The sequence below is a fragment of the Rhodoferax sp. genome (assembly GCF_013297935.1).
Classification (GTDB): domain Bacteria; phylum Pseudomonadota; class Gammaproteobacteria; order Burkholderiales; family Burkholderiaceae_C; genus Allorhodoferax.
Genome location: NZ_JAAFIX010000002.1, coordinates 286938 through 310548 on the forward strand (window position 1 = coordinate 286938; position 23611 = coordinate 310548).

General features: G+C 61.6%; 23 protein-coding genes and 1 pseudogene. 11 read left to right on the top strand and 13 right to left on the bottom strand.

What is annotated here, in order from left to right:
- The first annotated feature begins 83 nt into the window (after nt 1-83).
- Nucleotides 84-506, top strand: coding sequence for a cupin domain-containing protein (locus QZW03_RS04590; protein ID WP_296508717.1), 423 nt, complete (start codon nt 84-86; stop codon nt 504-506).
- On the opposite strand, the gene QZW03_RS04595 is transcribed toward QZW03_RS04590, so the two are convergent.
- Complete coding sequence (locus tag QZW03_RS04595; RefSeq protein ID WP_296508719.1) at nt 503-1159, bottom strand: glutathione S-transferase; 657 nt, start codon at nt 1157-1159, stop codon at nt 503-505. The two genes, QZW03_RS04590 and QZW03_RS04595, sit on opposite strands and share 4 nt — an antisense overlap.
- A gap of 141 nt (nt 1160-1300) precedes the next feature.
- Between QZW03_RS04595 and phaZ the strand changes: the two genes are divergently transcribed.
- Complete coding sequence (gene phaZ, locus QZW03_RS04600) at nt 1301-2518, top strand: polyhydroxyalkanoate depolymerase (RefSeq protein WP_296508721.1); 1218 nt, start codon at nt 1301-1303, stop codon at nt 2516-2518.
- Here phaZ and QZW03_RS04605 read toward each other — a convergent pair.
- The gene (locus tag QZW03_RS04605) at nt 2515-2982 is read right to left on the bottom strand and encodes a CBS domain-containing protein (protein ID WP_296508723.1); all 468 of its coding nucleotides are present in this window, start codon (nt 2980-2982) and stop codon (nt 2515-2517) included. The two genes, phaZ and QZW03_RS04605, sit on opposite strands and share 4 nt — an antisense overlap.
- A 124-nt stretch (nt 2983-3106) precedes the next feature.
- Between QZW03_RS04605 and QZW03_RS04610 the strand changes: the two genes are divergently transcribed.
- From QZW03_RS04610 to QZW03_RS04620, 3 genes are read left to right on the top strand one after another with little or no spacing between them, the layout of a single operon-like run.
- Entirely contained in the window at nt 3107-4420 is a 1314-nt protein-coding gene (locus tag QZW03_RS04610) for an O-acetylhomoserine aminocarboxypropyltransferase (RefSeq protein WP_296508724.1), read from the top strand.
- 2 nt (nt 4421-4422) lie between these two features.
- A complete protein-coding gene (locus QZW03_RS04615; protein WP_296508726.1) occupies nt 4423-5244 on the top strand; it encodes an alpha/beta hydrolase in 822 nt (273 codons plus the stop codon).
- A gap of 9 nt (nt 5245-5253) precedes the next feature.
- A complete protein-coding gene (locus QZW03_RS04620; RefSeq protein WP_296508727.1) occupies nt 5254-5580 on the top strand; it encodes an Mpo1-like protein in 327 nt (108 codons plus the stop codon).
- 196 nt (nt 5581-5776) lie between these two features.
- Here QZW03_RS04620 and QZW03_RS04625 read toward each other — a convergent pair whose 3' ends face one another.
- From QZW03_RS04625 to QZW03_RS04635, 3 genes are all read right to left on the bottom strand, one after another.
- The gene (locus tag QZW03_RS04625; protein ID WP_296508729.1) at nt 5777-6148 is read right to left on the bottom strand and encodes a hypothetical protein; all 372 of its coding nucleotides are present in this window, start codon (nt 6146-6148) and stop codon (nt 5777-5779) included.
- Nucleotides 6149-7010: 862 nt separating this feature from the next.
- Complete coding sequence (locus QZW03_RS04630) at nt 7011-8237, bottom strand: YhjD/YihY/BrkB family envelope integrity protein (protein WP_296508730.1); 1227 nt, start codon at nt 8235-8237, stop codon at nt 7011-7013.
- A 61-nt stretch (nt 8238-8298) separates the two neighbouring features.
- Nucleotides 8299-9081 carry a transporter substrate-binding domain-containing protein gene (locus QZW03_RS04635; protein WP_296508732.1) on the bottom strand — a complete coding sequence of 261 codons (783 nt, stop codon included), beginning with the start codon at nt 9079-9081 and terminating at the stop codon, nt 8299-8301.
- Between the two features lie 173 nt (nt 9082-9254).
- Here QZW03_RS04635 and QZW03_RS04640 point away from each other — a divergent pair, with 173 nt between their 5' ends.
- The 3 genes from QZW03_RS04640 to QZW03_RS04650 all read left to right on the top strand — a co-directional run bounded on the left by QZW03_RS04640 (nt 9255) and on the right by QZW03_RS04650 (nt 12340).
- A complete protein-coding gene (locus QZW03_RS04640) occupies nt 9255-9662 on the top strand; it encodes a DUF2069 domain-containing protein (RefSeq protein ID WP_296508734.1) in 408 nt (135 codons plus the stop codon).
- Complete coding sequence (locus QZW03_RS04645) at nt 9659-11095, top strand: FAD-binding oxidoreductase (RefSeq protein ID WP_296508736.1); 1437 nt, start codon at nt 9659-9661, stop codon at nt 11093-11095. The genes QZW03_RS04640 and QZW03_RS04645 overlap by 4 nt, the downstream gene beginning before the upstream one ends.
- 87 nt (nt 11096-11182) lie before the next feature.
- On the top strand, nt 11183-12340 hold the full coding sequence (locus QZW03_RS04650; protein WP_296508737.1) for an MFS transporter: 1158 nt from the start codon (nt 11183-11185) through the stop codon (nt 12338-12340).
- A 48-nt stretch (nt 12341-12388) separates the two neighbouring features.
- Here the strand turns inward: QZW03_RS04650 and QZW03_RS04655 are convergent.
- A pseudogene (locus QZW03_RS04655) lies at nt 12389-13675 on the bottom strand (malic enzyme-like NAD(P)-binding protein); the annotation flags it as partial.
- Between the two features lie 185 nt (nt 13676-13860).
- On the opposite strand from QZW03_RS04655, the gene QZW03_RS04660 reads away from it, so the two are divergent.
- From QZW03_RS04660 to QZW03_RS04670, 3 genes are read left to right on the top strand one after another with little or no spacing between them, the layout of a single operon-like run.
- The gene (locus QZW03_RS04660; protein ID WP_296508739.1) at nt 13861-14709 is read left to right on the top strand and encodes a thymidylate synthase; all 849 of its coding nucleotides are present in this window, start codon (nt 13861-13863) and stop codon (nt 14707-14709) included.
- Between the two features lie 11 nt (nt 14710-14720).
- The gene (locus QZW03_RS04665; protein ID WP_296508741.1) at nt 14721-15233 is read left to right on the top strand and encodes a dihydrofolate reductase; all 513 of its coding nucleotides are present in this window, start codon (nt 14721-14723) and stop codon (nt 15231-15233) included.
- On the top strand, nt 15230-16003 hold the full coding sequence (locus QZW03_RS04670; RefSeq protein WP_296508743.1) for an exodeoxyribonuclease III: 774 nt from the start codon (nt 15230-15232) through the stop codon (nt 16001-16003). Before QZW03_RS04665 ends, QZW03_RS04670 begins: the two co-directional genes overlap by 4 nt.
- A 108-nt stretch (nt 16004-16111) precedes the next feature.
- Here QZW03_RS04670 and ntrC read toward each other — a convergent pair whose 3' ends face one another.
- From ntrC to QZW03_RS04705, 7 genes are all read right to left on the bottom strand, one after another.
- Nucleotides 16112-17656 (bottom strand): nitrogen regulation protein NR(I), encoded by a 1545-nt coding sequence (ntrC, locus tag QZW03_RS04675; RefSeq protein ID WP_296508745.1) that lies wholly within the window; start codon nt 17654-17656, stop codon nt 16112-16114.
- Between the two features lie 31 nt (nt 17657-17687).
- The gene (gene glnL, locus QZW03_RS04680; protein WP_296508746.1) at nt 17688-18737 is read right to left on the bottom strand and encodes a nitrogen regulation protein NR(II); all 1050 of its coding nucleotides are present in this window, start codon (nt 18735-18737) and stop codon (nt 17688-17690) included.
- 77 nt (nt 18738-18814) lie between these two features.
- Entirely contained in the window at nt 18815-19315 is a 501-nt protein-coding gene (locus QZW03_RS04685) for a hypothetical protein (RefSeq protein WP_296508748.1), read from the bottom strand.
- A gap of 188 nt (nt 19316-19503) precedes the next feature.
- Complete coding sequence (gene glnA, locus QZW03_RS04690; RefSeq protein ID WP_296508750.1) at nt 19504-20919, bottom strand: type I glutamate--ammonia ligase; 1416 nt, start codon at nt 20917-20919, stop codon at nt 19504-19506.
- 226 nt (nt 20920-21145) lie between these two features.
- Nucleotides 21146-21952, bottom strand: a complete 807-nt coding sequence (locus QZW03_RS04695) for a molybdopterin-binding protein (RefSeq protein ID WP_296508752.1) — start codon at nt 21950-21952, stop codon at nt 21146-21148.
- Nucleotides 21949-22803 carry an EI24 domain-containing protein gene (locus QZW03_RS04700; protein WP_296508754.1) on the bottom strand — a complete coding sequence of 285 codons (855 nt, stop codon included), beginning with the start codon at nt 22801-22803 and terminating at the stop codon, nt 21949-21951. Before QZW03_RS04700 ends, QZW03_RS04695 begins: the two co-directional genes overlap by 4 nt.
- Nucleotides 22804-22807: 4 nt before the next feature.
- The gene (locus QZW03_RS04705; RefSeq protein ID WP_296508755.1) at nt 22808-23557 is read right to left on the bottom strand and encodes a 16S rRNA pseudouridine(516) synthase; all 750 of its coding nucleotides are present in this window, start codon (nt 23555-23557) and stop codon (nt 22808-22810) included.
- Nucleotides 23558-23611 lie beyond the last annotated feature (54 nt).

Sequence of the window (23611 nt, forward strand, 5' to 3'; positions counted from 1 at the left end):
GGTAACCGGGCTGGAACAGTTTATGCATCGTGCTGCAGCGCACCATTTCAGTGTTTTTCCGCTTTTTGAACCAGGAGTGAGCCATGCTAGACCGCACTGCAACCAAGTTCTCCCATGTCAAACCTGAGGACACCCAGTTTGTGTCCGGCGGATTGCGGGACTTTTTCCTCTACAAGGATCTCGGCATCGCCGAGGCCACGCACGGAAAAGTGATTGCGCACCTCGTCAAGGCCAATATGGCACCAGAAACAGGCACCGGCTGGCACCGGCATGAGGCGGACTTTCAAATCGTCATCATGACCAAAGGCTGGGCCCGCTTCATGTACGAGGACAAAGAGACACTGGTGCAGGCGGGCGATGTGATTCACCAGCGCCCCGGCATCCGCCACTACCTGTTCGACTACTCGCCGGACATGGAGTACCTCGAAATAGTCTCCCCGGCGGACTTCAAGTCGATTGACGTGGACCCGGTGTGCACGGTGCCGGCACCCACGCCCTGGGCTTAAAACTCTGCGTCCAGCTCGTCGATTTCGTCGGGCTCGGCGCAGGCAGCGGCCACCCACTCCTGCATGGCCGGTAAAGCCATGATGCTTTTGCAGTAGCCCGCGGCTTGTTCATCCAACGACACGTCGTAGGTCATAAAGCGGGTGACTACGGGGGCATACATGGCATCGGCAATGCAAGGCTGCTTGCCAAACAGGAACGGGCCACCGTAGCTCTCCAGGCAGTCTTTCCAGATGGCGAGCACCCGGTCTATGTCCCCTTGAGCGCGCGACCAGACCTTGAAGTTGGGGAAATGAGCCTTGATGTTCATGGGCAGCGCCCCCCGCATGGAGGCAAAGCCGGAGTGCATTTCTCCACTGACGGCCCGGCAGTGGGCCCGCGCCTTGATATCAGCAGGTAGCAGACCCGCCTTGGGCTTGATTTCATGGAGATATTCGCCAATCGCCAGCGTGTCCCACACGGTCACCCCGTTGTGCTGCAAACACGGCACCAACATGCTGCTGGAGAGCAGCAACATTTCGGCGCGCATGGCCGGGTCGTCCGGCGAAATCACTTGCTCAGAAAACTCGAGGCCCGCCAGTTTGGTCATTAACCAGCCACGCAAGGCCCAGGCACCGTAGTTTTTGCTGCTGATGGTGAGAACTGCTTTGGCCATGGCTCTGCTTTCAAGTGATGCGGTAGGCACCGGGAGTGCAAGGGTTGTGCCAAGCCTTGTATCGCGGGTCAGCGTCAGCTTGGCGCGGTAATTGCCTAGAACTGGTTACCGGGCTTTTGCCGCACTAAGACAGGACTTCTCATGCTGTACCAGGCCTACCAGACCCAATCCGACATGGGCGCACCACTCCGCCTCATGGCCCAAAGCTTGAGCGCCGTGCTCTGGATGGAAAACACCGAAGGCAGCTGGCTGCGCAAAATGTCTGCCGGCATGGATGTGTTGTCCCGCATGCGGCTGACCCACTCCCGGCCGGACTACGGCATCCACTCCATCACGGTGGACGAAGAGGTCTTCCCTATCCAGGAAGAGTCGGTGCTCAGTTTGCCTTTCGGCACCTTGCTGCACTTCCGCAAGACCACGCCGCCGGCCGACGCCCAGCCCAAAGTGCTGCTGGTCGCGCCGCTCTCCGGGCACTTTGCCACCTTGCTGCGCGAAACCGCCCGCACCCTGCTGCAGCACCACGATGTCTATATCACCGACTGGCACAACGCCCGCGATGTGTCGCTGCGCCACGGCCCCTTCGGGCTGGATGACTACATCGACCACATGATCCGCTTCACGCAAACCATTGGCCCCGGCACCCACCTGGTGGCGGTGTGTCAGCCTTGTGTAGCAGCTCTGGCAGCCACCGCCTTGATGGCCGAAGACGACGACCCTGCCCAGCCCCGCAGCCTCACGCTAATGGCCGGCCCGGTGGACTGCCGGGTGAACCCCACCGAGGTCAACAAACTGGCGGTGAGCAAGCCCATCGACTGGTTTGAAAAAAACCTTATCAGCCACGTGCCGCTACCCCACAAGGGCTACATGCGCCGTGTGTACCCCGGCTTTGTGCAGCTCAGTGCCTTTATGAGCATGAACCCGGAGCGGCACAAGCAGTCGTTCAAAGACATGTACCAGCACCTGCTCCAAGGCGATGTGGACAAGGCCAATGTGATCCGGGTGTTTTACGACGAGTACCTGGCCGTGAACGACCTGCCTGCAGAGTTCTACTTAGAGACCGTTGAAAAAGTGTTCCAGACCTACGACCTGCCGCTGGGTAAGCTGGAATACCGGGGCCGCCTGGTGAACCCCGCCGCCATCCGCCGGACCTCTTTGATGACGGTAGAAGGTGAGCGGGACGATATCTGCGCCGTGGGCCAAACGGTGGCTGCGCAAGACCTGTGCAGCAGCATTCGCCCCTATAAAAAAACACACCATGTGCAAACCGGTGTGGGGCACTATGGTGTGTTCAGCGGGCGCAAATGGAACCAGCAAATCTACCCGCGGGTGCGGGACATGATCCACGCCAGTGAAGGCTAAGTGTTCTCGGCTTCAGGCTTCTCGGCTTCGCCTTCGGGCCAGTCGCGGATGTAGGCCTTGAGCATCTTGTTCTCAAAGTTCTGGCTGTCCACCACGGCGCGGGCTACGTCGTAGAAGCTGATCACGCCTTGCAACATGCGGTTGTCGATGACCGGCATGTAACGGGCGTGGCGCTCCAGCATCATGCGGCGGACTTCGTCCATTTCAGTTTCTAAGGTGCAAGTCAGCGGGCCGGGGTCCATGGCGCGGTACACGGTCGAGGTGCCAAAAGACCCTCCGTTTTTAACCACCGCCTGAATCACCTCGCGGAAGGTCAGCATGCCCACCACCAGACCGTGCGAAATAACGACCAGCGAGCCAATGTCTTTCTCCGCCATCAACTGGGCCGCATCGGCCAGAGAGTCCTCGGGCGTGGTCGTATAAAGCGTTCCGCCTTTAACGCGCAGGATATCGCTGACTTTCATGGGGACTTCCTCGTGACACTGGGGTTGAATTTGAATAGCAAATATAGCCCACAATGCGCGGGTTTCATTGCGGTTTCACAACGATCCGCACCACTGTTGACCCAAGACATGATCGGAGACACCCATGGCTGGTTACGCTGACCCGGGCTTTGACACGCTGGCACTGCATGCCGGCGCCGCCCCCGACCCCACCACCGGTGCACGCGCAGTGCCCATCCACCTCAGCACCTCGTTTGTTTTTGAGTCCAGCGAACATGCGCAGTCGCTGTTCAATCTGGAGCGTGCAGGCCATGTCTACAGCCGCATCAGCAACCCCACCAACGCGGTGCTGGAGCAGCGGGTGGCGGCGCTGGAGGGCGGCATAGGCGCCATCACCACCGCCAGCGGCCAAGCCGCACTGCACCTGGCTATTGCCACGCTCATGGGTGCGGGCGGGCACATTGTGTCGTCCAGCGCCCTGTATGGCGGCTCGCACAACCTGCTGCACTACACCATGTCCCGCTTCGGCATTGAAACCACCTTTGTGAAACCTGGCGATGTGGACGCGTGGCGCGCTGCGGTGCGGCCCAACACGCGCTTGTTTTTCGGGGAAACCGTGGGTAACCCCGGCCTGGATGTGCTGGACACGCCCACCATTGCGCAAATTGCGCATGAGGCCGGTGTGCCCCTGCTGGTGGACTCCACCCTCACCTCGCCGTGGCTGGTGCAGCCCTTTACCCAAGGTGCGGATCTGGTGTACCACTCGGCCACCAAGTTCTTGAGCGGCCACGGGACGGTGATTGGCGGTGTGGTGGTGGATGGCGGCAGCTTTGACTGGGCCCGCGCGTATGAAGCAAGCGGCAAATTTGCCGAGCTGGCCGCACCCTACGAAGGCTTTCACCACATGAACTTCAGCGAGGAAAGCACCGTGGGCGCCTTCCTGCTGCGCGCCCGGCGCGAGGGCCTGCGCGACTTCGGCGCCTGCATGAGCCCACACAGCGCGTGGCTCATTCTGCAAGGCATTGAAACCCTGAGCCTGCGCATGGAGCGACACATGCGCAACACTGAAAAGGTGGTGCAGTTCCTGGCCAGCCAGCCTTTTGTAAGCCGCGTGGGCCACCCGCTGCTGGAGAGCCATGCCAGCCATGCGCTTGCGCAAAAGCTGCTCCCCAAAGGCGCGGGCTCGGTGTTCAGCTTCGACCTCAAAGGCAACCGCGAGCAGGGCAAAAAGTTCATTGAAACCCTCAAGGTCTTCAGCCACCTCGCCAATGTGGGCGACTGCCGGAGCCTGGTCATCCACCCCGCCAGCACCACCCATTTCCGCATGGGCGACGAGGCATTGGCAGCCGGCGGCATCACGCAGGGCACCATCCGCCTGTCCATCGGGCTGGAAGATGCAGACGACCTGATAGACGACCTCAAGCGCGCGCTCAAGGCCGCCGAGAAAGCAGGAGCCTGACCATGCAACTCACCGTCAACGGCGCCAACGCCTACTGCTACACCGGCGGCAAACCCTTCGATGCCGCCAAGCCCACGGTGGTCTTCATCCACGGTGTGCTCAACGACCACAGCGTCTGGATATTGCAAAGCCGCTACCTCGCCCACCACGGCTACAACGTGCTGGCCGTGGACCTGCCCGGCCACTGCCGCAGCGGCGGCGAGGCGCCGGAAACCGTGGAGCAAGCCGCCGCTTTCATCGTGGCGCTGCTGGATGCGGCGGGCATAGAGAAAGCGGCCTTGGTAGGCCACAGCTGGGGTTCACTCATTGCGCTGGAAGCCGCAGCCCGCCTCAAAGACCGCGCCACGCACCTGGTGCTGGTGGGCTCGGCCTACCCCATGAAAGTGTCTCCCGCCCTGCTGGAAACTTCGCTCCAGGAGCCCATGAAGGCGCTCACCATGATCAACGTGTTTTCGCGCAGCACGCTGGCAGCGCCCCCCTCGGCACTGGGCCCGGGCACCTGGGTCTATGGCGCGAGCATGGCACTGGGCCGCCGGGTCTTGGCCAGCAACACGGCGGTGAACGTGTTCCACCGCGGCTTCAAGGCGTGCGACAGCTACGCAGGTGGCGAGGCGGCCATGGCGCAGGTGCAGTGCCCGGTGCTGTTTGTGCTGGGCGATCAGGACCAGATGACCTCGCCCAAAGCCGCGCAAACGCTGGTGCAGGCAGCCAAGGCCGCAGGCGTGCGCGCCGAGACCGTGCGAATCGCGGTGGGTCACCACCAGATGACCGAGGCGCCAGAGGAAACCCTGTCGGCCCTGCGGCAGTTTTTGGCAAAACCCTAAGGAGCACCCATGCCCACCGAACCCTCCGTAGACCCCCGCAGTTTTCAGAGCTTTGCGGAGTTCTACCCGTTTTATTTGGGCGAGCACAGCAACACCACCTGCCGCCGCCTGCACTTCGTGGGCTCCACCCTGAGCTTGGTGTGCCTAGGCATGTTGATTGCCACGGGCAAGCCTCAGTACTTTGTCTACGCGCTGCTGTGCGGCTACGGCTTTGCGTGGCTGGGCCACTTCGGGTTCGAGAAAAACAAGCCCGCCAGCTTCAAGCGCCCGCTCTACAGCCTGATGGGCGACTGGCGTATGTATGCGGATATCTGGATGGGGAAGATTAGGTTCTGAACCGGACTTGACCCGGGCATGCGAGAGCTGTTTGCTATTATTTCAGTAGCTGCTTGCGCATACTCCGGGAGGGCTAGCAGTCTTTTTTTGTGAAAATTATCAGAACTTTTGGGCTGCTTACAATCGAACAACGTGCTCTCTAACCGGCGCGCGCCGAAGGTGGCGCGTCCGCGTTGCCTAGGGGAAGGTAGGCGGCTTACGGCGCAATAGGCACATGAATGCTTCCCCGTGGAAGATAGACAAAGCCGCTTCCGATCCGAACAAAGGCTTCCTCGTAATCGAGTTGGATCACAACATTCCGCGCCGGGCACTCGGGACCGGCCTTAACCTTCGCTTCGCGCTGGGGTGTCTTGAGCAGCGTGACAACCCCGAGGCCTGCCTTTTCGCCTTCGAAGCACTGGATAAAGAACTGCTGACCGCCTTGTCCGATGGTCACGACAAGGTTGATCTTGTTCTTCATTGATGCCGTGTAGCCCGACATCTCTGTGTTTTTCACGTTACTGAAGGTGCCTGAGAGAGGCGTATCCGACGCCCACAAGGACAGCGCAGGGAACCACAGAATGGCCACGGCGAGAGTCTTCGCATGCATAGTCACCTAACGTTGGCGCTGTCCGGCGCGCAACCCGTGCCGCGAAGCGGCAGCCTTTGGTTGCGTGTCCGCGCCGAGCAACCTGTTAACGGGCATGAGAACGATCATCGTAAGCACTCGTGGCTATTGGGAAAAGAAGCCAATTATTACTACGATGTTGCCTATAAGCCCAGCTCGCTTGGCGCTTTTCGCCGCTGACGTGCCGGTAGGCGTTAAGGGCACGCGACGCCAGGACCACACGTAAAACCAAAATGCGAGAGCGCCGCCGCCCGCGAAGACCCAACCTGTCTGGTAAAACGAAGCTGCGAATCCTGACACCGCCAGGAGCGCGCACGCACCAAGTACGGCCCCCCCCGACGCGGAACTTTGGACGAAAGATAGTGCGTCACAAGCATTGCAACGTACCGGAAATCCAGCGCTAGAGCCCCAAGCCGCAGCATGAGAAATTGACTTAGCGCCACACGATGGACAAGTTTGCATGTTGTGCTCGTTAACGTAATGTAGCCCGCAAAGCGCGGTTGATACACCCGGGCACTAACGATACATACTTTGGATAAATGGCTGAAAAGCCGCCCGCTGTCTTGATCACTGTATTTTTCATGTGCGTTGGAAAAGGTATAAAAAATATCGACAGACCCCGCACCTTGTAAGTCATGGAGTCAGCTATTGATTTCACGATTGTTGCGACTCGAAACCATCTTGAACATCCCCCAAACGGGTGTTTCTGAAGGTCGACTGCCGCCACCAAGCAGACATTGATCAATCAGCCGGAATCTCTAACTTCACACTGCCAATAGCCATAGATACAAGGCGAGTACCGCGAACGCACAAAACCACCCCGCTACTCTTTTTGTAGCGCCTCGCGCACAGTAGTCGTGCGCCAGCGGCCTAATTTCCATAAATTAGCAGTAAACGGCTCGGGGGCGAGCAGCAGGCGCTGCATCAGGGGTTCCAGCACGGTGTGGTCGAGGTCGGCCATGAGCACATAGCGGGCCTGGCCATCGCGGGCGCCCTCTTCCTGCAGTTGACCGACCCAGTCCAGCTCTTGCAGGGCTTGCAGGACTGGCTCCAACCTTTGCGAGTCCACCTGCAGCGCCAGCCGCATGTGCGACAGCGTGAGGCCTCGGGCATCGCTGGTCTTGGCGGCGTCCAGCATGTGCAGCACCTCCAGCCCCAGCTGGAACTGCCAGCCGTGGCCCAGCTTGCGGCGCGGCACCCCGGCCAGCAGACTGGGCAGATAGGCGGTGAGCGCCGCCCCCAGCAGCACAATGACCCAAGCCACATAGATCCAGATCAGCAAAATCGGCACGGTGGCAAACGCGCCGTACACCACCGAATACGTGGGCACCTTGGCCAGGTACATGGCCAGCCCCTTGCGGGCCAGCTCCATGCCGGCCGAGACAAACAAGCCGCCCATCCAGGCATGGCCCCAGCGCACGTAGGTGTTGGGCACGTAGTGAAACATGGCCGCGGTACCGGCAGCCAACAGCACAAACTGCAAGCTGTCCAGCAACAATGCCACCCCGCCCGGCAAGCCGCCCACCACGCCTTTGGATGCGGTAATGGCATACGACGTGATCGTCAAGCTCGCCCCCAGCAGCAAGGGGCCCAAGGTCACCGCGGCCCAATAAATGAGCACGCGCTGGCCGAACGGGCGGCGCTTCTTCACCCGCCAGATGCTGTTGAGCGTGCGGTCAATCGTAAAAATCAAGGCCAGTGCGGTGCCCAGCAAAATAGTCAGGCCGGCCACGCCGAGGCGGCTGGCCTTGCCGGCAAACTGGTTCAGGTAGCCCAGCACCTGGCGGGCAATGCTGTCGGGCACCAGGCTCTCAATGAGCCACTTTTGCAGCACGTCCTGAAACTTGGCAAACATGGGGAAGGCGGTAAACACCGCCAGCGCCACGGTAATAAAAGGCACCAATGCAATGGTGGTGGTGAAGGTCAGGCTGCTGGCGGTGAGGCCCAGGCGGTCTTCCCGGAAACGCTCGCGCAGCATGATGGCGGCGTCGCGCCAGGGGATGCTGGCTATGTCTTTTAACCAAGACGTGAACAGGGGTTTGGCTTGCATGGCCCGCATCATGCCACTGCCCGGTGGCTCGCCTGTAACCGGGTGTGTGGTGAGGCGGTGCCTAGCGGTCCACCATGACCGGGCGAGCCTTCCAGCGCTGGATACTGGCGCGCAATATGTCATCGAGCACACCGGCTTTTTTGAGCTGGGCCAACCGGGCGTCGATTTGCTCCAACTTGTCGGCGCATTTGCCGTGGCGGGTCAGGGCCAGGTAGTTGGGCGTGTCGACCAGAAAGGGCTCCTGGGCCACAAAAAGTATGTCGTCACCGCGCTTCCAGAGCAAAGCCATGCCGGTGTAGTAGCCGGTAATGAAATACTCCGCCCGCCCCAGCTGAATGAGCGAGAAGCTGGCCTCGGCACGGCTCATCTCCTGCACCTGCAGTTTGTCTTGAATGAACTCATCGAGCCCGCCACCGAAGACGTTGCCCCGCGCCATGGTGCCGCGCAGGCCGACCAGGTCGGTGCGGTCTTTGTAGAGCAAAGGCAGGCTGCGCAAGGTAAAGGCAGCCACCGGGTTCTGCAGCGCCACAGTTTTGGGGTAGAGCAAAAAAGCTTCCCGCTCGGGCGTTTTCTTCAAGGTGGCGACCATGTCCACCTCGCCACGCTCGGCCAGTGCCATCACCCTCGGAAACGGCCCGGGGCTGCGGATTTCGAAGTCGATCTTCAGGTCGGTGAGCACGCGCTTGGCGATTTCAATGCTGGCGCCCTGAAGGGTGTCGCCATCAAACCAGTGCAGGGGCGGGTAGGCCGGGTCGGCAGCCACCACCATGCGGGTGCATTGGGCGTGGGCGCACGCACCGAGGGCCAGCCCCCAGGCCAGCGCCGCTACACGAATGCATTTCACACACCCCATGGGCTCTCCTCCCGCCTGCACAACAAGCTGACTGTACCGGAAACCGCCAGCGGGGGTGTGGCAAGAGGGCTTCCCGCCATAAGCCCTAGAACAAGCCCACTAATCCGGAGTGGCGCCGCTATTTGGCTTAAGCTACGCGGCTCCCTACGAACCGGTGCGCCCCTGTGACTGCTGCTACCCCTGCCCCCTATGTTGTTGCTGCCCGCTGGGCGGCTGTTGCCAGCCTGATCGGGCTGATTGTGCTGGGCCTGGCCTGGGAGCTGTGGCTGGCCCCTACCGGCCGGGGCACGCTGGCCCTGAAAGTGCTGCCCCTGTGCATTCCACTGGCCGGTTTGCTCAAAAGCCGCATGTACACCTACCGCTGGCTCAGCCTGATGGTGTGGCTGTATTTCACCGAAGGCGTGGTCCGCGCCTGGAGCGACAAGCCGCCAAGCAACTGGCTGGCCTTGATCGAGGTGGCACTGTGCATCGTGCTGTTTGTGGCCTGCACCTTCCACATTCGCTTGCGGCTCAAGGCGGGCAAAGCCCTGCAAACCGCTGCTGACAACACCACGACTCCACCTGCCCCATGACTGCCACAGACACTTTGGGCGGCACCCTGCGCGCTACCCTGCGCACCCTGGTGGGCGACGCCCATGTACTCACCGAAGGCGACCTCACCGCCTATGAGCAAGACTGGCGCAAACGCGAGCGCGGCCGCGCCTTGGCCGTGGTGCGCCCCGGCAGCACCGACGAAGTAGCCGCCGTGGTGAAAGCCTGCGCCGCAGCCGGGGTGAGCCTGGTACCGCAGGGCGGCAACACCGGCATGGTGGTGGGCTCCATTCCCGACGCGTCAGGCACCCAGGTGCTGCTGAGCCTGCAGCGGCTGAACCGCATCCGCGCCATTGACGCGGCCAACCTCACCGTGACTGTGGAAGCCGGCTGCGTGTTGCAGACCCTGCAAGAGGCGTGTGAAAAAGAAGGCTTTTTGTTCCCCCTGAGCCTGGCCGCCGAGGGCAGCTGCACCATTGGCGGCAACCTGGCCACCAACGCGGGCGGCACGCAGGTGGTGCGCTACGGCAACACCCGCGAGCTGTGCCTGGGCCTGGAAGTGGTCACCGCGCAGGGCGAGGTGTGGAGCGGCCTGACCGGCCTGCGCAAAGACAACACCGGCTACGACCTGCGCCACCTGTTCATTGGCTCCGAGGGCACGCTGGGCGTGATCACCGCGGCCACGCTGCGCATGTACCCGCTGCCCGCCTCGCAGCTCACCGCCTTTGCCGCCGTGCCCTCGCTGGACGCGGCGGTGCAGCTGCTGGGCCTAGCCCACCAACACCTGAACGCGGGCCTGACCGGCTTTGAGGTGATGGGCGACTTTGCATTGGGCTTGGTGCGCAAGCACTTTCCGCAGCAGAACGTGCCGTTTGGTGGAGTGTCGCCTTACTGCGTGGTGTTGGAGAACTCCGACCACGAGTCGGAGAGCCATGCCCGCGCGCAATTCGAGCGCCTGCTGGAAGCTGCCTTAGAGCAAGGCTGCGTGCTCGACGCTGTGGTGGCCGAGAACATTGCCCAGGCCCGCGCGCTGTGGCATATCCGCGAGAGCATTCCGCTGGCGCAGGCGCAAGAGGGCCTGAACATCAAGCACGACATCTCCATTGCCGTGTCGCGCATTCCGGCCTTTGTGACGGAGACCGATGCGCTGCTGGAGCAGCATTTCCCCGGCGCGCGGCTGGTCAACTACGGCCACTTGGGTGACGGCAACCTGCACTACAACGTGCAGGCCCCGGACGGTGCCGATGCCGAAGCCTTTTTGCGCGACCAAGAGGGCCCGATCAACGCGCTGGTGTACGAGGTGGTGGACCGGTACAACGGATCCATCTCCGCGGAGCATGGCATCGGCAGCTTGAAGCGCGAGAAGCTGGCGCACCACAAATCGCCCGTGGCACTGAACGCCATGCGCGCCATCAAGGGTGCGCTGGACCCGCACAACCTGCTCAACCCCGGCCGGGTGCTATCAATAGAGTAGCTGCTCGCGCATATTCTTCGAGGGCTAGAGCACTATTTGGCACTTAAACCTCCCTCGCTACCACCCACCCGCGTTCAGGAGCCCACCGTGGCGCACCTCATTCTTCTGGGCATTGTGTATGTGTCCTTTATCAGCCTGGGCCTGCCGGACGGCATTCTGGGCGTGGCCTGGCCGGCCATCCGGGCCGACATGGGCCAGCCGCTGGCGGCGGTGGGTGCTATCACCATCACCATGACCATTTGCTCGGCCACCGCGAGCTACTTCGCCGGGGCTATTGCCAAGCGCATGGGCACCGGCGCGGTGGTGGCGGCCAGTTGCTTGATGACAGCGCTGGCCTTGCTCGGCTTCTCGGTGGCACCCTCCTTCGGTTGGCTGGTCGCGCTGGCGGTGCCGCTGGGCTTGGGTGCCGGCGCGGTAGACGCCAGCCTGAACCACTTTGTGGCGGCGCATTACTCCTCGCGCCATATGAACTGGCTGCACGGTTTCTGGGGTGTGGGCGCCACCACTGGCCCGCTGATCATGGGCCTGGCGCTGGCCAGCAGCGGCGGCTGGGCACTGGGGGTGCGCAGCATCGGGCTGATGCAGCTGGCCTTGGCCGTGGTGCTGTTTGCCACGCTGGCCCTCTGGGCCAAAGAACACTCCAAACCGCCTGCCGGGGAAAGTGCCCACGGTGCTGCCGCCTTCAAGCCGGTGCGCCCGCTGGCCACCTGGCTGGCGCCTACGCTGTTTTTGTTGTACGTGGCCGCCGAAATGGGCACCGGCCTGTGGGCTGCCAGCATTCTGGTCAGTGACCGGGGCCTGCCACAGGCTCAGGCGGGCGTTTGGGTGTCGGTGTACTTTGGGTCTATCACTGCGGGGCGCTTTGCCGTGGGCCTGGTGGCCGACCGGCTGGGCAACCGGCGCTTGGTGCGCCTGGGTATTGCCGTGGCAGCGCTGGGCGCTTTGGTGTTTGCCCTGCCGGGCGTGTTCGGCAGCGCGGCCAGCTTCGGGCTGGTGCTGATGGGCCTGGGCTGCGCGCCGGTGTTTCCGTCGCTCATGCACGAAACAGCGCGCCGCTTTCCTGAGGATGTAGCGCGCACCGTGATCGGGCGGCAAATGAGCTTTGCCTATGCCGGTGGCTCGGTCATTCCGGCGGCCTTCGGGCTGCTGGCTACCTGGGTAGGGCTGGGCGCAGTCATGCCGGTGGTGGTGGTGCTCTTGCTAGCGCTACTGGCCGCGGCCGCAGCGCTGGACCGCATCACCTGACGCGGCCCACGCCTCTCAGGTGCGGGCCAGTTTGCGCGCGAGCTGCTCCAGGCGGGCTTGGTAGGCCACGGCATCAAACGGGCGGCGGGTGCTGCCGCTGTCTGCCGCCGCTTGCGCCACGCGCAAAGACACTGCTTGCAGCAAACGCTTGTCGAGCAGCGTGGGCAGGAGCTTGTCTTTGCCGAAGGCGCTGTCATCACGGGCCAGATCGGCCAGCGCCCAGACGGCGGCTTGCTTCATGGCTTCGTTGATCTGGGGGGCGCCCACGTCCAGCGCCGCGCGGAACAGATAGGGAAAGCACAGCGCGTTGTTCACCTGGTTGGGGTAATCCGAGCGCCCGGTGGCAGTGATGGCATCGGCCGCAGCCGCCATCACCAGCTCAGGGCGGATTTCAGGCTCGGGATTGGCCAGCGCAAACACCACCGGCTTAGCGGCCATGCTGCGCACCATGTCCTGGCTGACCACGCCGGGGCCCGAGAGGCCCAAGAACACGTCGGCACCGGCCAGCGCATCGGCCAGGGTGCGAGCGGCGGTGTCGCGGGCCCAAGCGGCTTTTTCGCCGTCGTCGCCCTTGGCACCACGGCCCATGTAAATCACGCCCTTGGAGTCACACACGGTGATGTTGGATTTTTGCGCGCCCAAGCTAACCAGCAGCTCCAGGCAGGCGTTGGCGGCCGCACCGGCGCCGTTGCACACCAGCGTGGCGGTTTCCAGCGCCTTGCCCTGCAAGCGCAGGGCGTTAATCAGCCCTGCGGCCACCACGATGGCGGTGCCGTGCTGGTCGTCATGGAACACGGGAATCGACAAACGGGCGCGCAGCGCGCGCTCGATTTCAAAGCACTCGGGCGCCTTGATGTCTTCGAGGTTGATGCCGCCGAAGGTGGGGTGCAGGCTGGCAATGGTGTCGATGAGCTTTTTGGGGTCGGTCTCGTCAATCTCAATGTCAAACGCATCAATGCCGGCAAAGCGCTTGAACAGCACCGCCTTACCTTCCATCACCGGCTTGCCCGCCAGCGCACCAATATTGCCCAGCCCCAGCACCGCGGTGCCGTTGGTGATGACGGCCACCAGGTTGCCCTTGGCGGTGTACTGATAAGCCAGCTCGGGGTCGCGCTCGATCTCCAGGCAGGGCACGGCCACACCGGGCGAGTAGGCCAGCGACAGGTCGTCCTGGCTGCCTACGGGCTTGGTGACGTGGATTTCGATCTTGCCGCCGATGTCGTCCGAATCCCGGGCGCGGTGGTAGGCCAGAGCGGCCTCGTGCAAATTAAACGCACCGTCCGCCGCCAGGCGTTGTTGCTGTTGCTCGGAGCCCGCTGCGGAAGGGGCGGCCATCTGGGTTTCGGTGGAGGACATGCAAGCAGCGCTCGGGGCGCGGTAGAAGTAGGCCGTGAGAGGCGGAGCGGCAGATTCTGCGCGTGTTGCCCGCCACCGGCTAGCAAAACCTGCGCAAATTCCATGCGGAAATGTCTTGGGCATATGCAGCACACGCATACCCGCCCCGCCCTACAATTTCGGCCATGACCAGCCCTACTCCCCAGCGCCCCGTGCGCAGCCAGTACGAAGATTTCATGCGCCATGTGCACACCACCGGCGTGTTCAAGGCGGACCGCACCGGCACCGGCACGAAAAGCGTGTTCGGCTACCAGATGCGCTTTGACCTCAACGAAGGTTTCCCGCTGGTCACCAGCAAAAAGGTGCACCTGCGCAGCATCATCCAGGAGCTGCTGTGGTTCCTGACCGGCTCTGCCAACAACAACTGGCTCAAAGAGCGCGGTGTCACCATCTGGGACGAATGGGCCAACCCCGAAACCGGCGACCTGGGCCCGGTCTACGGCGTGCAGTGGCGCAGCTGGCCCACACCGGACGGCGGTCACATTGACCAGATTGCCGATGTCATCAAAACCCTCAAGACCAACCCCGACAGCCGCCGCATCATCGTGAGCGCCTGGAACGTGGCCGAGCTCTCCAAGATGGCGCTCATGCCTTGCCACGCGTTCTTCCAGTTCTATGTGGCCCCGCCCGAAACCGAGGGCGGGCGCGGCAAACTGAGCTGCCAGCTCTACCAGCGCAGTGCCGACATCTTTTTGGGCGTGCCTTTCAACATCGCCAGCTACGCCCTGCTCACCCATATGGTGGCCCAGCAGTGCGACCTGGACGTGGGCGACTTCATCTGGACCGGTGGCGACTGCCACATCTACAGCAACCACACCGAGCAGGTGGAGCTGCAGCTGAGCCGCGCGCCCATGGCCTACCCCACCCTGCACATCAAGCGCAAGCCCGAGAGCATTTTCGATTACCAGTTTGAAGACTTTGAGGTGCAGGGCTACGAGTGCCACCCCGCTATCAAGGCACCGGTGGCGGTGTGATGGCAGGCACAATGAGCACGATCACCCCACGCCCCCGCCTCCACCTGATTTACGCCCGCGCCGCCAACGGCGTGATCGGCGTCAATGGCACCCTGCCCTGGCACCTGCCCGAAGACTTGGCCCACTTCAAGCGGACCACGCTGGGCTGCCCGGTCATCATGGGCCGCAAGACCTGGGACTCGCTGCCCCCCAAATTCCGCCCCCTGCCCGGCCGCGCCAATATCGTGGTGACCCGGCAGACAGATTGGAACGAAAATGGCGCTCAGCCCGCAGCTGATCTGCGCGAGGCGCTACAACTTTGTGAGCAGGCTGCCGACGTGTGGGTGATTGGCGGCGCCCAGCTCTACACCCTGGCCGAGCCACTGGCCACCACCGCCGTGGTGACCGACATTGAAAAAGACTTTGAAGGCGACGCCTACGCGCCCACCCTGGGCGCAGCGTGGCACGAGACAGCCCGCGAGCGCCATGTAGCCGCCAGTGGGCTGCCCTTCAGCTTTGTGACCTACACCCGTACTGCACCATGAAACTCGCTACCTGGAACGTCAACTCGTTGGGCGTGCGCCTCCCCCAAGTCTTGGACTGGCTGGCCGCCAATCCTGTCGATGTGCTGGCCCTGCAAGAGCTCAAGCTCACCGACGACAAATTCCCCGCCGATGCGTTTGAAGCCATCGGCTACCACGCACAATGGTTCGGCCAGAAGACCTACAACGGCGTGGCCTTGCTCTCGCGCACACCCGCCAGCGATGTCATTAAAAACATTCCCGGCTTCGAAGACGACATGTCCCGCGTGATCACCGGCACCGTGGACGGAGTCCGCGTCATTGGCGCCTACTTTCCCAACGGGCAGGAGCCCGGCAGCGACAAGTTTGAGTACAAGATGGAGTGGCTCACCGCCCTGCGCCGCTGGGTGAAAGACGAGCTGGCAGCCCACCCGAACCTGGTGCTCATGGGCGACTACAACATCACCTTTGATGACGACGATGTCTGGGACCCGGAGGGGTTGTTCGAATCCATTCACTGCACGGAGGAAGAGCGCTACCACCTGCGCGCCCTCATCGCGCTGGGCCTGACCGACAGCCACCGCCTGTTCCCCCACCCGCCCAAAACCTTCAGCTGGTGGGACTACCGTGACGCGGGCTTTCGCCGCAACCGCGGGCTGCGCATTGACCACATTCTGGTGAGCAACGCGCTCAAGCCCCGGGTCACCGCTTGCGAAGTCGACAAGACCCCGCGCAAGAACGAGCGCCCGAGCGACCACGCGCCGGTAGTGGTGGACATCAGCGCTGCCGGCTAAGCAAACTGCGCCCATAAAAAAAGCCGGCACATGTGCCGGCTTTTTGCTATTAAATCAGGAGCTGCTTGCGCAATATTTACGTGGGCTAGCAGCACTTTTGACCTAAAATTACTCCAAACCCAGCTCCTGAATTTTGCGGGTGATGGTGTTGCGGCCGATACCCAGCTTTTGCGCAGCCTCGATGCGGCGGCCCTTGGTGTTGGCCAAGGCCGCCAGAATCAAGCGCGACTCAAACCTGCGGGTGAGCGTGTCCCACACTTCAGGCTGGCCAGAGCCCAACAAGGCCACGGCTTCTGTCTCCAGCTCGGCCTCCCAGCCCTCCAGCGGGCCGTGAGCCGCAGCGGCGCGCGCCAGCACATGCGACAGGTCTTCAGCTTCGTGCAAGGCCGGCACATGGGCATGCGGGTCCAGCGGCACATCTTTGAGCTGCGCCTCGGGGGCGGCGGTCAGCACCGGCTTCACCAGCAAGGGCTCGCCGGACTCGGCGCGGCCTTGACTCACCTCGGGTGGCAGGTCTTTGCGCTCAATCACCTGGGCCGGCGCCATGACAGTGAGCCAGTGGCAAATGTTTTCCAGCTGGCGCACGTTGCCGGGAAAGCCGAAGCCCTCCAGCCAACCCAGCGCGGAGTCAGAAATCCGCTTGGGCTCCACGCCCAATTGTTTGGCGCTTTGCTGCAGGAAGTGGCGTGTCAACATCGACACGTCTTCCTTGCGCTCGCGCAGCGCAGGCAGGCGCAATCGGATCACGTTGAGGCGGTGGAACAAGTCTTCGCGGAACACACCGTCTTTGACGCGCTGCTCCAAGTTCTGGTGAGTAGCCGCAATCACGCGCACGTTCGATTTGACGGCGCTGTGGCCGCCCACGCGGTAAAAATGCCCGTCGCTCAAAACGCGTAGCAGGCGGGTCTGCAGCTCAAACGGCATGTCGCCGATTTCGTCCAGAAACAGCGTGCCGCCATCGGCCTGCTCAAAGCGGCCACGGCGCATGGTTTGCGCGCCGGTGAAAGCACCGCGTTCATGGCCGAAGAGTTCGCTCTCTAACAAGTCTTTGGGAATGGCAGCGGTGTTGATGGCCACAAACGGACCATCGGCGCGCGGGGAATGCTTGTGCAGCGCACGGGCCACCAGCTCTTTGCCGGAGCCGGATTCGCCGGTGATCATGACCGTGACGTTGCTCTGGCTCAAGCGGCCGATGGCGCGGAACACGTCCTGCATGGCGGGCGCCTGGCCGAGCATTTCGGGGGACTCGGCCATGCGCTCTTCGGCGACTTCCTCACGCTGGCTTTCTTCCACAGCACGGCGGATCAACTCCACCGCTTTGGGCAGGTCAAACGGCTTGGGCAAATACTCAAACGCACCGCCTTGGAAGGCGCTGACCGCGCTGTCCAGGTCCGAAAACGCCGTCATGATGATGACGGGCAGGCCGGGGTGTTTGGCTTTGACTTTTTCGAGCAGGTCCAGGCCGGAGCCTCCGGGCATGCGGATATCGCTCACCAGGATTTGCGGGCCTTCGTCGTCTGCTGCGGTGCTCAGCGCAGTCAGGACATCGCGTGGATTGGAAAAGCTGCGTGTGGGCAAGTGCTCACGCAACAGCGCCTTCTCCAGCACGAAGCGGATGGACTGGTCATCATCTACGATCCAAATCGGCTTCATGTTGTGGGGCACCCTATGTTCTTTGTGTTTGTTACGGTAACGGAATCAAAATTTTGAAATCCGTGCGGCCCGGAACGCTATCGACTTCGATCATTCCGTGGTGTTGCTGGACAAAGGTTTGCGCCAATGTTAGCCCCAGGCCGGAGCCGCCTTCTCTGCCCGACACCAGCGGGTAAAAAATGCGGTCTCTGATCGAATCCGGTACGCCGGGTCCGTTGTCAATGACATGCAATTCCAATGCCAACCGATAACGCTGTTTACCAAAGGTGATTTGGCGAGTCACGCGGGTCTTGAATGTCACACAACCGTCACCCGCGGCAATTCGCTCAGCCAAGGCTTGGCAGGCATTGTGGGCAATGTTCAGCACGGTTTGGATGAGCTGCTCGCGGTCCCCCCGGAACTCGGGGATCGAGGTGTCGTAGTCCCGCACCACGCGCAAGCCCTTGGGAAACTCGGCCAGAATGAGCGAGCGCACGCGCTCACACACCTCGTGGATATTGACATCGCCCACCAGATGCGGCCGCCGGTGCGGTGCCAGCAAGCGGTCCACCAGGCTTTGCAGGCGATCCGCCTCGTGGATGATGACCTGCGTGTACTCGGTGAGCTCGGGCGACTCCATCTCCATCTCTAGCAACTGCGCTGCACCCCGGATGCCTCCGAGCGGATTCTTGATTTCGTGCGCCAGGTTGCGAATGAGCTCTTTATTGGTCTGGGCCTGCTCGGCCAAGCGCTCCTCACGGTCCTGCCGGGTTTGCTGCTCTTGGGGCACCATTTCCACAATGATGTCGTTCGACGCTTCGGTGCGGGTCACGATCACATGGACCGGCATGGACTCCAGACCGGCACGTTTGAGCCAGGCGTCGTAGCGCAGTGCGGCAAAAGCGTTGTCGAGCGCGCCTTCCAAGGCGCTTTGGAGCTGCGCGGGCTCGGTAAACACTTCGGCGAAGTTGGAGCCGATGATGGTCCGGCGCGAGATGCCCAATGCGTCTTCCAACGCAGCATTAGAAAACTGTACCGAAGCGTCGGCCGTGACCACTGCCACGAGTGTGGCCAGCAGGTCGAATGAGTGGAATCGCTCCATGGGGCTTGTCCGCGGAAAAAATGAGTTACGAACCGGGCCCGTGGCACCGCCGGTGGCGGCACGCGCCGAGCCGGACTTTAAGGCTTGCTGCCGGAACCGGGCAAGCGACCGAGTTCGCGGCGTATACCAGCGATATCGCTTTCATTGCGGGCCAACGCCGCCTTGAGCTCGGCAACACGGTCCAGGTATTTTTGGTGGTTGCGGGTCTCGGGGCCCAGCTTCTCGGGCTCACCGTTGTTGTACTCTTTGGTGAGCTCAATCTGGCGGGCTTCCGCCTTTTTGAGCTCGGCCTCCAGAATCAGCCGGGCATCAGAGTCTTTGGAGCGCTGGTCAGCGTTGTCGATACGCGGCGCACTGCCACCGGAGGCCGCTGCCACTTTCACGCCGGGCGCTGGCGCTGCCGCCTTGGGCCCCTGAACCACGGTCACATTGCCGCCCGAAATCAGCTTGCAGGTTTTGGCCTGAGCGTCGGTGACGGTATTGGTGTATTCGTTACCGCAACGGTAGATTCGCTCCTGCGCCGAAGCTCCGAGCATCGTGCCGGCGGTCAACCAAAGAATCAGGAGTGTGGGTTTCATGCTGTGTCAGTGTCCGCGCTATCTTTTCGTGAGCGCTGTGATTCAGTATGCGCCAAAAAGTGCCCGAGAACAAAACCTCCGAGTATCCCCGAGGTTGGGGTGGCGATTTGTATCCAGGTGTTCCATGAAAAAAAGGACGGCTTGCGCCGTCCTTTTTTCGATCATCTCGGTGCTTTGCAGCGCCAGGATTACAGGGAGTAGTACATGTCGTATTCGACAGGGTGTACCGACATACGGTAACGGGTCACTTCTTGCATCTTCAAGTCGATATAGGCATCGATCATGGAGTCAGTGAACACGCCGCCCTTGGTCAGGAACGCGCGGTCTTTGTCCAAGTGCTCCAAGGCTTGATCCAAGCTGTGACACACGGTTGGGACCTTCGCATCTTCCTCGGGAGGCAGATGGTACAAGTCTTTGGTGGCTGCTTCGCCGGGATGGATCTTGTTTTCCACGCCGTCCAGACCCGCCATCAACAAGGCTGCGAAGCCGAGGTAAGGGTTCATCAATGGATCGGGGAAACGCGCTTCCACGCGACGGCCCTTGGGGTTCGCCACGAATGGAATACGGATCGAAGCGGAACGGTTCTTGGCAGAATATGCCAACTTGACCGGAGCTTCGAAGTGAGGAACCAAGCGCTTGTAGCTATTGGTGCCGGGGTTGGTGATGGCGTTCAAGGCACGTGCGTGCTTGATGATGCCGCCGATGTAGTACAGCGCGAAGTCAGACAGACCTGCATAGCCGTCGCCGGCAAACAGATTCTTGCCGTCTTTCCACACGGACTGGTGCACGTGCATGCCGGAACCGTTGTCACCGTGGTAAGGCTTGGGCATGAAAGTAGCAGTCTTGCCGTAAGCGTTGGCCACGTTGTGGACCACGTACTTTTGCAACATAGTCCAGTCAGCGCGCTCAACCAGTGTAGAGAAGCGTGTGCCGATTTCGTTTTGACCGGCGCCAGCCACTTCGTGGTGGAACACTTCGACCGGAATGCCCAAGGATTCGAGAATCAGGGACATTTCAGCGCGCATGTCTTGCGTGCTGTCGACGGGGGGCACTGGGAAGTAGCCGCCCTTGACGGTGGGACGGTGGCCGCGGTTGCCGCCTTCGAGCTTGGAACCGGTGTTCCAAGGAGCTTCGTACTCGTCGATTTCGTAGAAAGTGTTGTTGGGTTCTGTGGACCAACGCACGCCGTCGAACAAGAAGAACTCTGGCTCGGGACCGAAGTAAGCAGTGTCGCCCATGCCGGAGGCCTTCAGGTAGGCTTCAGCGCGCTTGGCGATAGAACGTGGATCGCGGTCGTAGGACTTGCCGTCAGCGGGCTCGACTACATCGCAGTTCATGATCAGGGTGGTTTCTTCGAAGAAAGGATCGATGTTGGCGGTGCCTGGATCGGGCATCAACAACATGTCGGAAGCTTCGATACCTTTCCAGCCAGCGATGGATGAACCGTCGAATGCGTGGCCGGAAGTGAACTTGTCTTCATCAAAGTGCGAAACAGGCACAGTCGTGTGCTGCTGCTTGCCACGGGTATCGGTGAAACGGAAGTCAACAAACTTGACTTCGTTTTCTTTCACCATCTTCATCACATCTGCGACGGTCTTGGCCATCAAATACTCCTGTTGCACGGTTGTAAAAAGATTTGCACTGCGGTTAATGCAGCTTTTGTGCCAAAGCACGCACCAAAGGCAATTCGGCAAACCGCGCTATTTTGCATCGTTAAAGCCCGGTTGCGAGCCCGAAACGCCGAAACTTACCCATCGCGGCGGACCGCAGGGGTCCATTTGCACCAACATAGTGCAAACTTAGGATTTGCACAAACTTGGTGCAAAACACCTAGCGCACCAATTCGGGGCCGAGTGGCATATTCATGGACCGCAGGCCCGCCAACAAGTCGGCATAGGCAGCCTCCAGAACCTGAGGGTCCCCTTTCACGCCCAATTCGATGTGGCGGCCGTATTCCGGATGGTCCACGCTCGGCAGACTGAATACCTTGACCGGATGGGCTTGCTCCAAGCGCTCCATCAAAGGCGTCAAGAGGGACTCCATGGCGCCGAACACGATCACCGATTGCTCGCGCCAAGCATCCCGCTGGAACCATGTCGTGCACTGCGTCTCCAGAACCCACTCCACCATCGGCCAGGCCATCACAGGGAAACCGGGCACAAAATGCACCCGACCTTGATCTACCCCGGGGTAGCTGAAACCCGGAATTTTGTTGTACGGGTTAGGAATGAGCGAGGCGCCGTCGGGGAACATTCCCATCTGCAAGCGGTGCAGGTTATCCGGCCGGTCCGGCTCGTACGGGAGGCCCTGCTCCCGGGCTACGTCTTGAATGCGCTCTTCAATTGCAGCACGGGCCGCCGCAGTGAGCACCAGAGGCTTGCCTGCGGCCAACGCAGCGCACTGGCGGGTGTGGTCATCCGGAGTGGCGCCTATGCCCCCGAATGAGAAAACGGTGTCGCCGGATGCCAGGGCTGCCACCAAGGCTGCGGTGATGCGCTGGGGGTCGTCGCCGACATAATGGGCATAGGCCAGCGCGATGCCCCGCGCACCCAATAGCTCGATGGTTTTAGCGAGGTGCTTATCGGCACGCTTACCGGACAGAATTTCATCGCCAATGATGATTGCGCCAAATTTCATAAGACCTCCACATCAACCACATCAAGCGACACCGGTGGCGCCATCACCACTGCAGTCGCCTCAGCACGCAAGTCCTGCAATGCCTTGAGACCGTAGTGGGTGAACCACAAGGACGAAAAGGCGAACAACAGCGTGTACAGCCAAATCGACACCGGCACCAACACCGGGGCGAGCGCCACCGCCACGAATCCGAAGGACCAGACCAAGCTAGGGGCGGCCCCCAGGTAGCCGGCGAACACCCCCATGGCCAGCAAAGGCCAGCGGTGCCGCTCGAAGATCACTTGGCGCTCCGCGCGGGTTGCGTAGTCTGACAGGGCATCAAACGCCATCACCCGGTAAGTCAACCAGCCCCAGATCAAAGGAGGAAGCACCAGAACCAAAGGGGGGATCAGCCACAGCGGCAGCGAGATGATGAGTGCCAGCAGCGCTGCCAGCGTCGAGACCAGCGCCCAGCCGACACTCAAAAGATAGGAACCGGAACCCTGCTTTTCGAGCTCAGGAAAGCGGCGCTTCCCCACCAGCCCGACCAGCATTGGCGCCATCAGAGTCGCCACGACCAACAGGCAGGCCACCACCACCACGGGCGTCAACACCAGAATCACCAGCAGGGGCACCAACACGGTTTTGAGTTTCCCCACCCCCATGGACTCCAGCCAGGCCCAGAGCATTTGGAGCCAATCCATGGATTCCAGCAAACGATGAACGGTGTCGAGCAGCGCATCAAGATAAAAATAGCCGAGCCCCGCTGTCACCCCCACCATCAGCACCAGCGGTAGAAACGACCACAGAATGACTTTGGGATGCAGGCAATATGCCACCGAACGCCAGAATGCATCGAGTACGGCATTCATGCCCTCACCCCTTGCTTTGCACGGCCACTATTTCTTCGGCGGTGAGCCAGCGCCAGCCCCCCGGCGGCAAATCAGCCGGAAGTGCCACGCCCCCGATACTGGAGCGGTGCAAGCCTTCGACCCGGTTGCTCACAGCCGCCAGCATGCGCTTGACCTGGTGGTATTTGCCTTCGGTGAGCGTCATCCGGAGGTGAAACTCACTCACCGCTTCACATGCGGCAGCCCTGACGGGCTTCGGATCGTCGTCCAAAACCACCCCGCTGAGCAGCTTGCTCACCTGCTTTTCATCCAGCGGGTGCTTGACGGTGACTTCATAGACCTTGGGCACATGGTGCTTGGGCGAGCTCATGCGGTGGATGAATTTGCCGTCATCGGTCAACAACAGCATGCCGGTGGTGTCCTGGTCAAGTCGCCCGACAGCCTGCACGCCCTGCACCGCCGCTTTTTGGGGCCGCAGTCGCAGCGGGCTGGGCAGCAAGGTGTAGATGCTCGGATAGGTCGAGGGTTTCTGCGAGCACTCGGTACCTGCCGGCTTGTGCAGCATCAGGTAGGCGCGCTCCGCGTAGGGCCAATCGACACCCTGCACCCGGAACTGCAGCCCTTCCGCTACAAATTCCATAGCTGACTGCGTAATGGTGACGGGGGCTAGACCTTGCTCGGGCCCATACACCTGGACCAAACCCTGCTGAATCATGCCGGCACACACACGGCGGGTCCCGAATCCCTGCGAATAGAGAATTTCCTGTAATTGCATAGTCGTAGTATCGCAGTGACATCCAGTAGACTGTGACGATTCGATTCCAACCGG

Coding starts and splice junctions, on each gene's coding strand:
- QZW03_RS04590 (WP_296508717.1), top strand. CDS start 84: ATGCTAGACCGCACTGCAACCAAGTTCTCCCATGTCAAACCTGAGGAC.
- QZW03_RS04595 (WP_296508719.1), bottom strand. CDS start 1,159: ATGGCCAAAGCAGTTCTCACCATCAGCAGCAAAAACTACGGTGCCTGG.
- phaZ (WP_296508721.1), top strand. CDS start 1,301: ATGCTGTACCAGGCCTACCAGACCCAATCCGACATGGGCGCACCACTC.
- QZW03_RS04605 (WP_296508723.1), bottom strand. CDS start 2,982: ATGAAAGTCAGCGATATCCTGCGCGTTAAAGGCGGAACGCTTTATACG.
- QZW03_RS04610 (WP_296508724.1), top strand. CDS start 3,107: ATGGCTGGTTACGCTGACCCGGGCTTTGACACGCTGGCACTGCATGCC.
- QZW03_RS04615 (WP_296508726.1), top strand. CDS start 4,423: ATGCAACTCACCGTCAACGGCGCCAACGCCTACTGCTACACCGGCGGC.
- QZW03_RS04620 (WP_296508727.1), top strand. CDS start 5,254: ATGCCCACCGAACCCTCCGTAGACCCCCGCAGTTTTCAGAGCTTTGCG.
- QZW03_RS04630 (WP_296508730.1), bottom strand. CDS start 8,237: ATGCAAGCCAAACCCCTGTTCACGTCTTGGTTAAAAGACATAGCCAGC.
- QZW03_RS04645 (WP_296508736.1), top strand. CDS start 9,659: ATGACTGCCACAGACACTTTGGGCGGCACCCTGCGCGCTACCCTGCGC.
- QZW03_RS04660 (WP_296508739.1), top strand. CDS start 13,861: ATGACCAGCCCTACTCCCCAGCGCCCCGTGCGCAGCCAGTACGAAGAT.
- QZW03_RS04665 (WP_296508741.1), top strand. CDS start 14,721: ATGAGCACGATCACCCCACGCCCCCGCCTCCACCTGATTTACGCCCGC.
- QZW03_RS04670 (WP_296508743.1), top strand. CDS start 15,230: ATGAAACTCGCTACCTGGAACGTCAACTCGTTGGGCGTGCGCCTCCCC.
- ntrC (WP_296508745.1), bottom strand. CDS start 17,656: ATGAAGCCGATTTGGATCGTAGATGATGACCAGTCCATCCGCTTCGTG.
- glnL (WP_296508746.1), bottom strand. CDS start 18,737: ATGGAGCGATTCCACTCATTCGACCTGCTGGCCACACTCGTGGCAGTG.
- QZW03_RS04685 (WP_296508748.1), bottom strand. CDS start 19,315: ATGAAACCCACACTCCTGATTCTTTGGTTGACCGCCGGCACGATGCTC.
- glnA (WP_296508750.1), bottom strand. CDS start 20,919: ATGGCCAAGACCGTCGCAGATGTGATGAAGATGGTGAAAGAAAACGAA.
- QZW03_RS04695 (WP_296508752.1), bottom strand. CDS start 21,952: ATGAAATTTGGCGCAATCATCATTGGCGATGAAATTCTGTCCGGTAAG.
- QZW03_RS04700 (WP_296508754.1), bottom strand. CDS start 22,803: ATGAATGCCGTACTCGATGCATTCTGGCGTTCGGTGGCATATTGCCTG.
- QZW03_RS04705 (WP_296508755.1), bottom strand. CDS start 23,557: ATGCAATTACAGGAAATTCTCTATTCGCAGGGATTCGGGACCCGCCGT.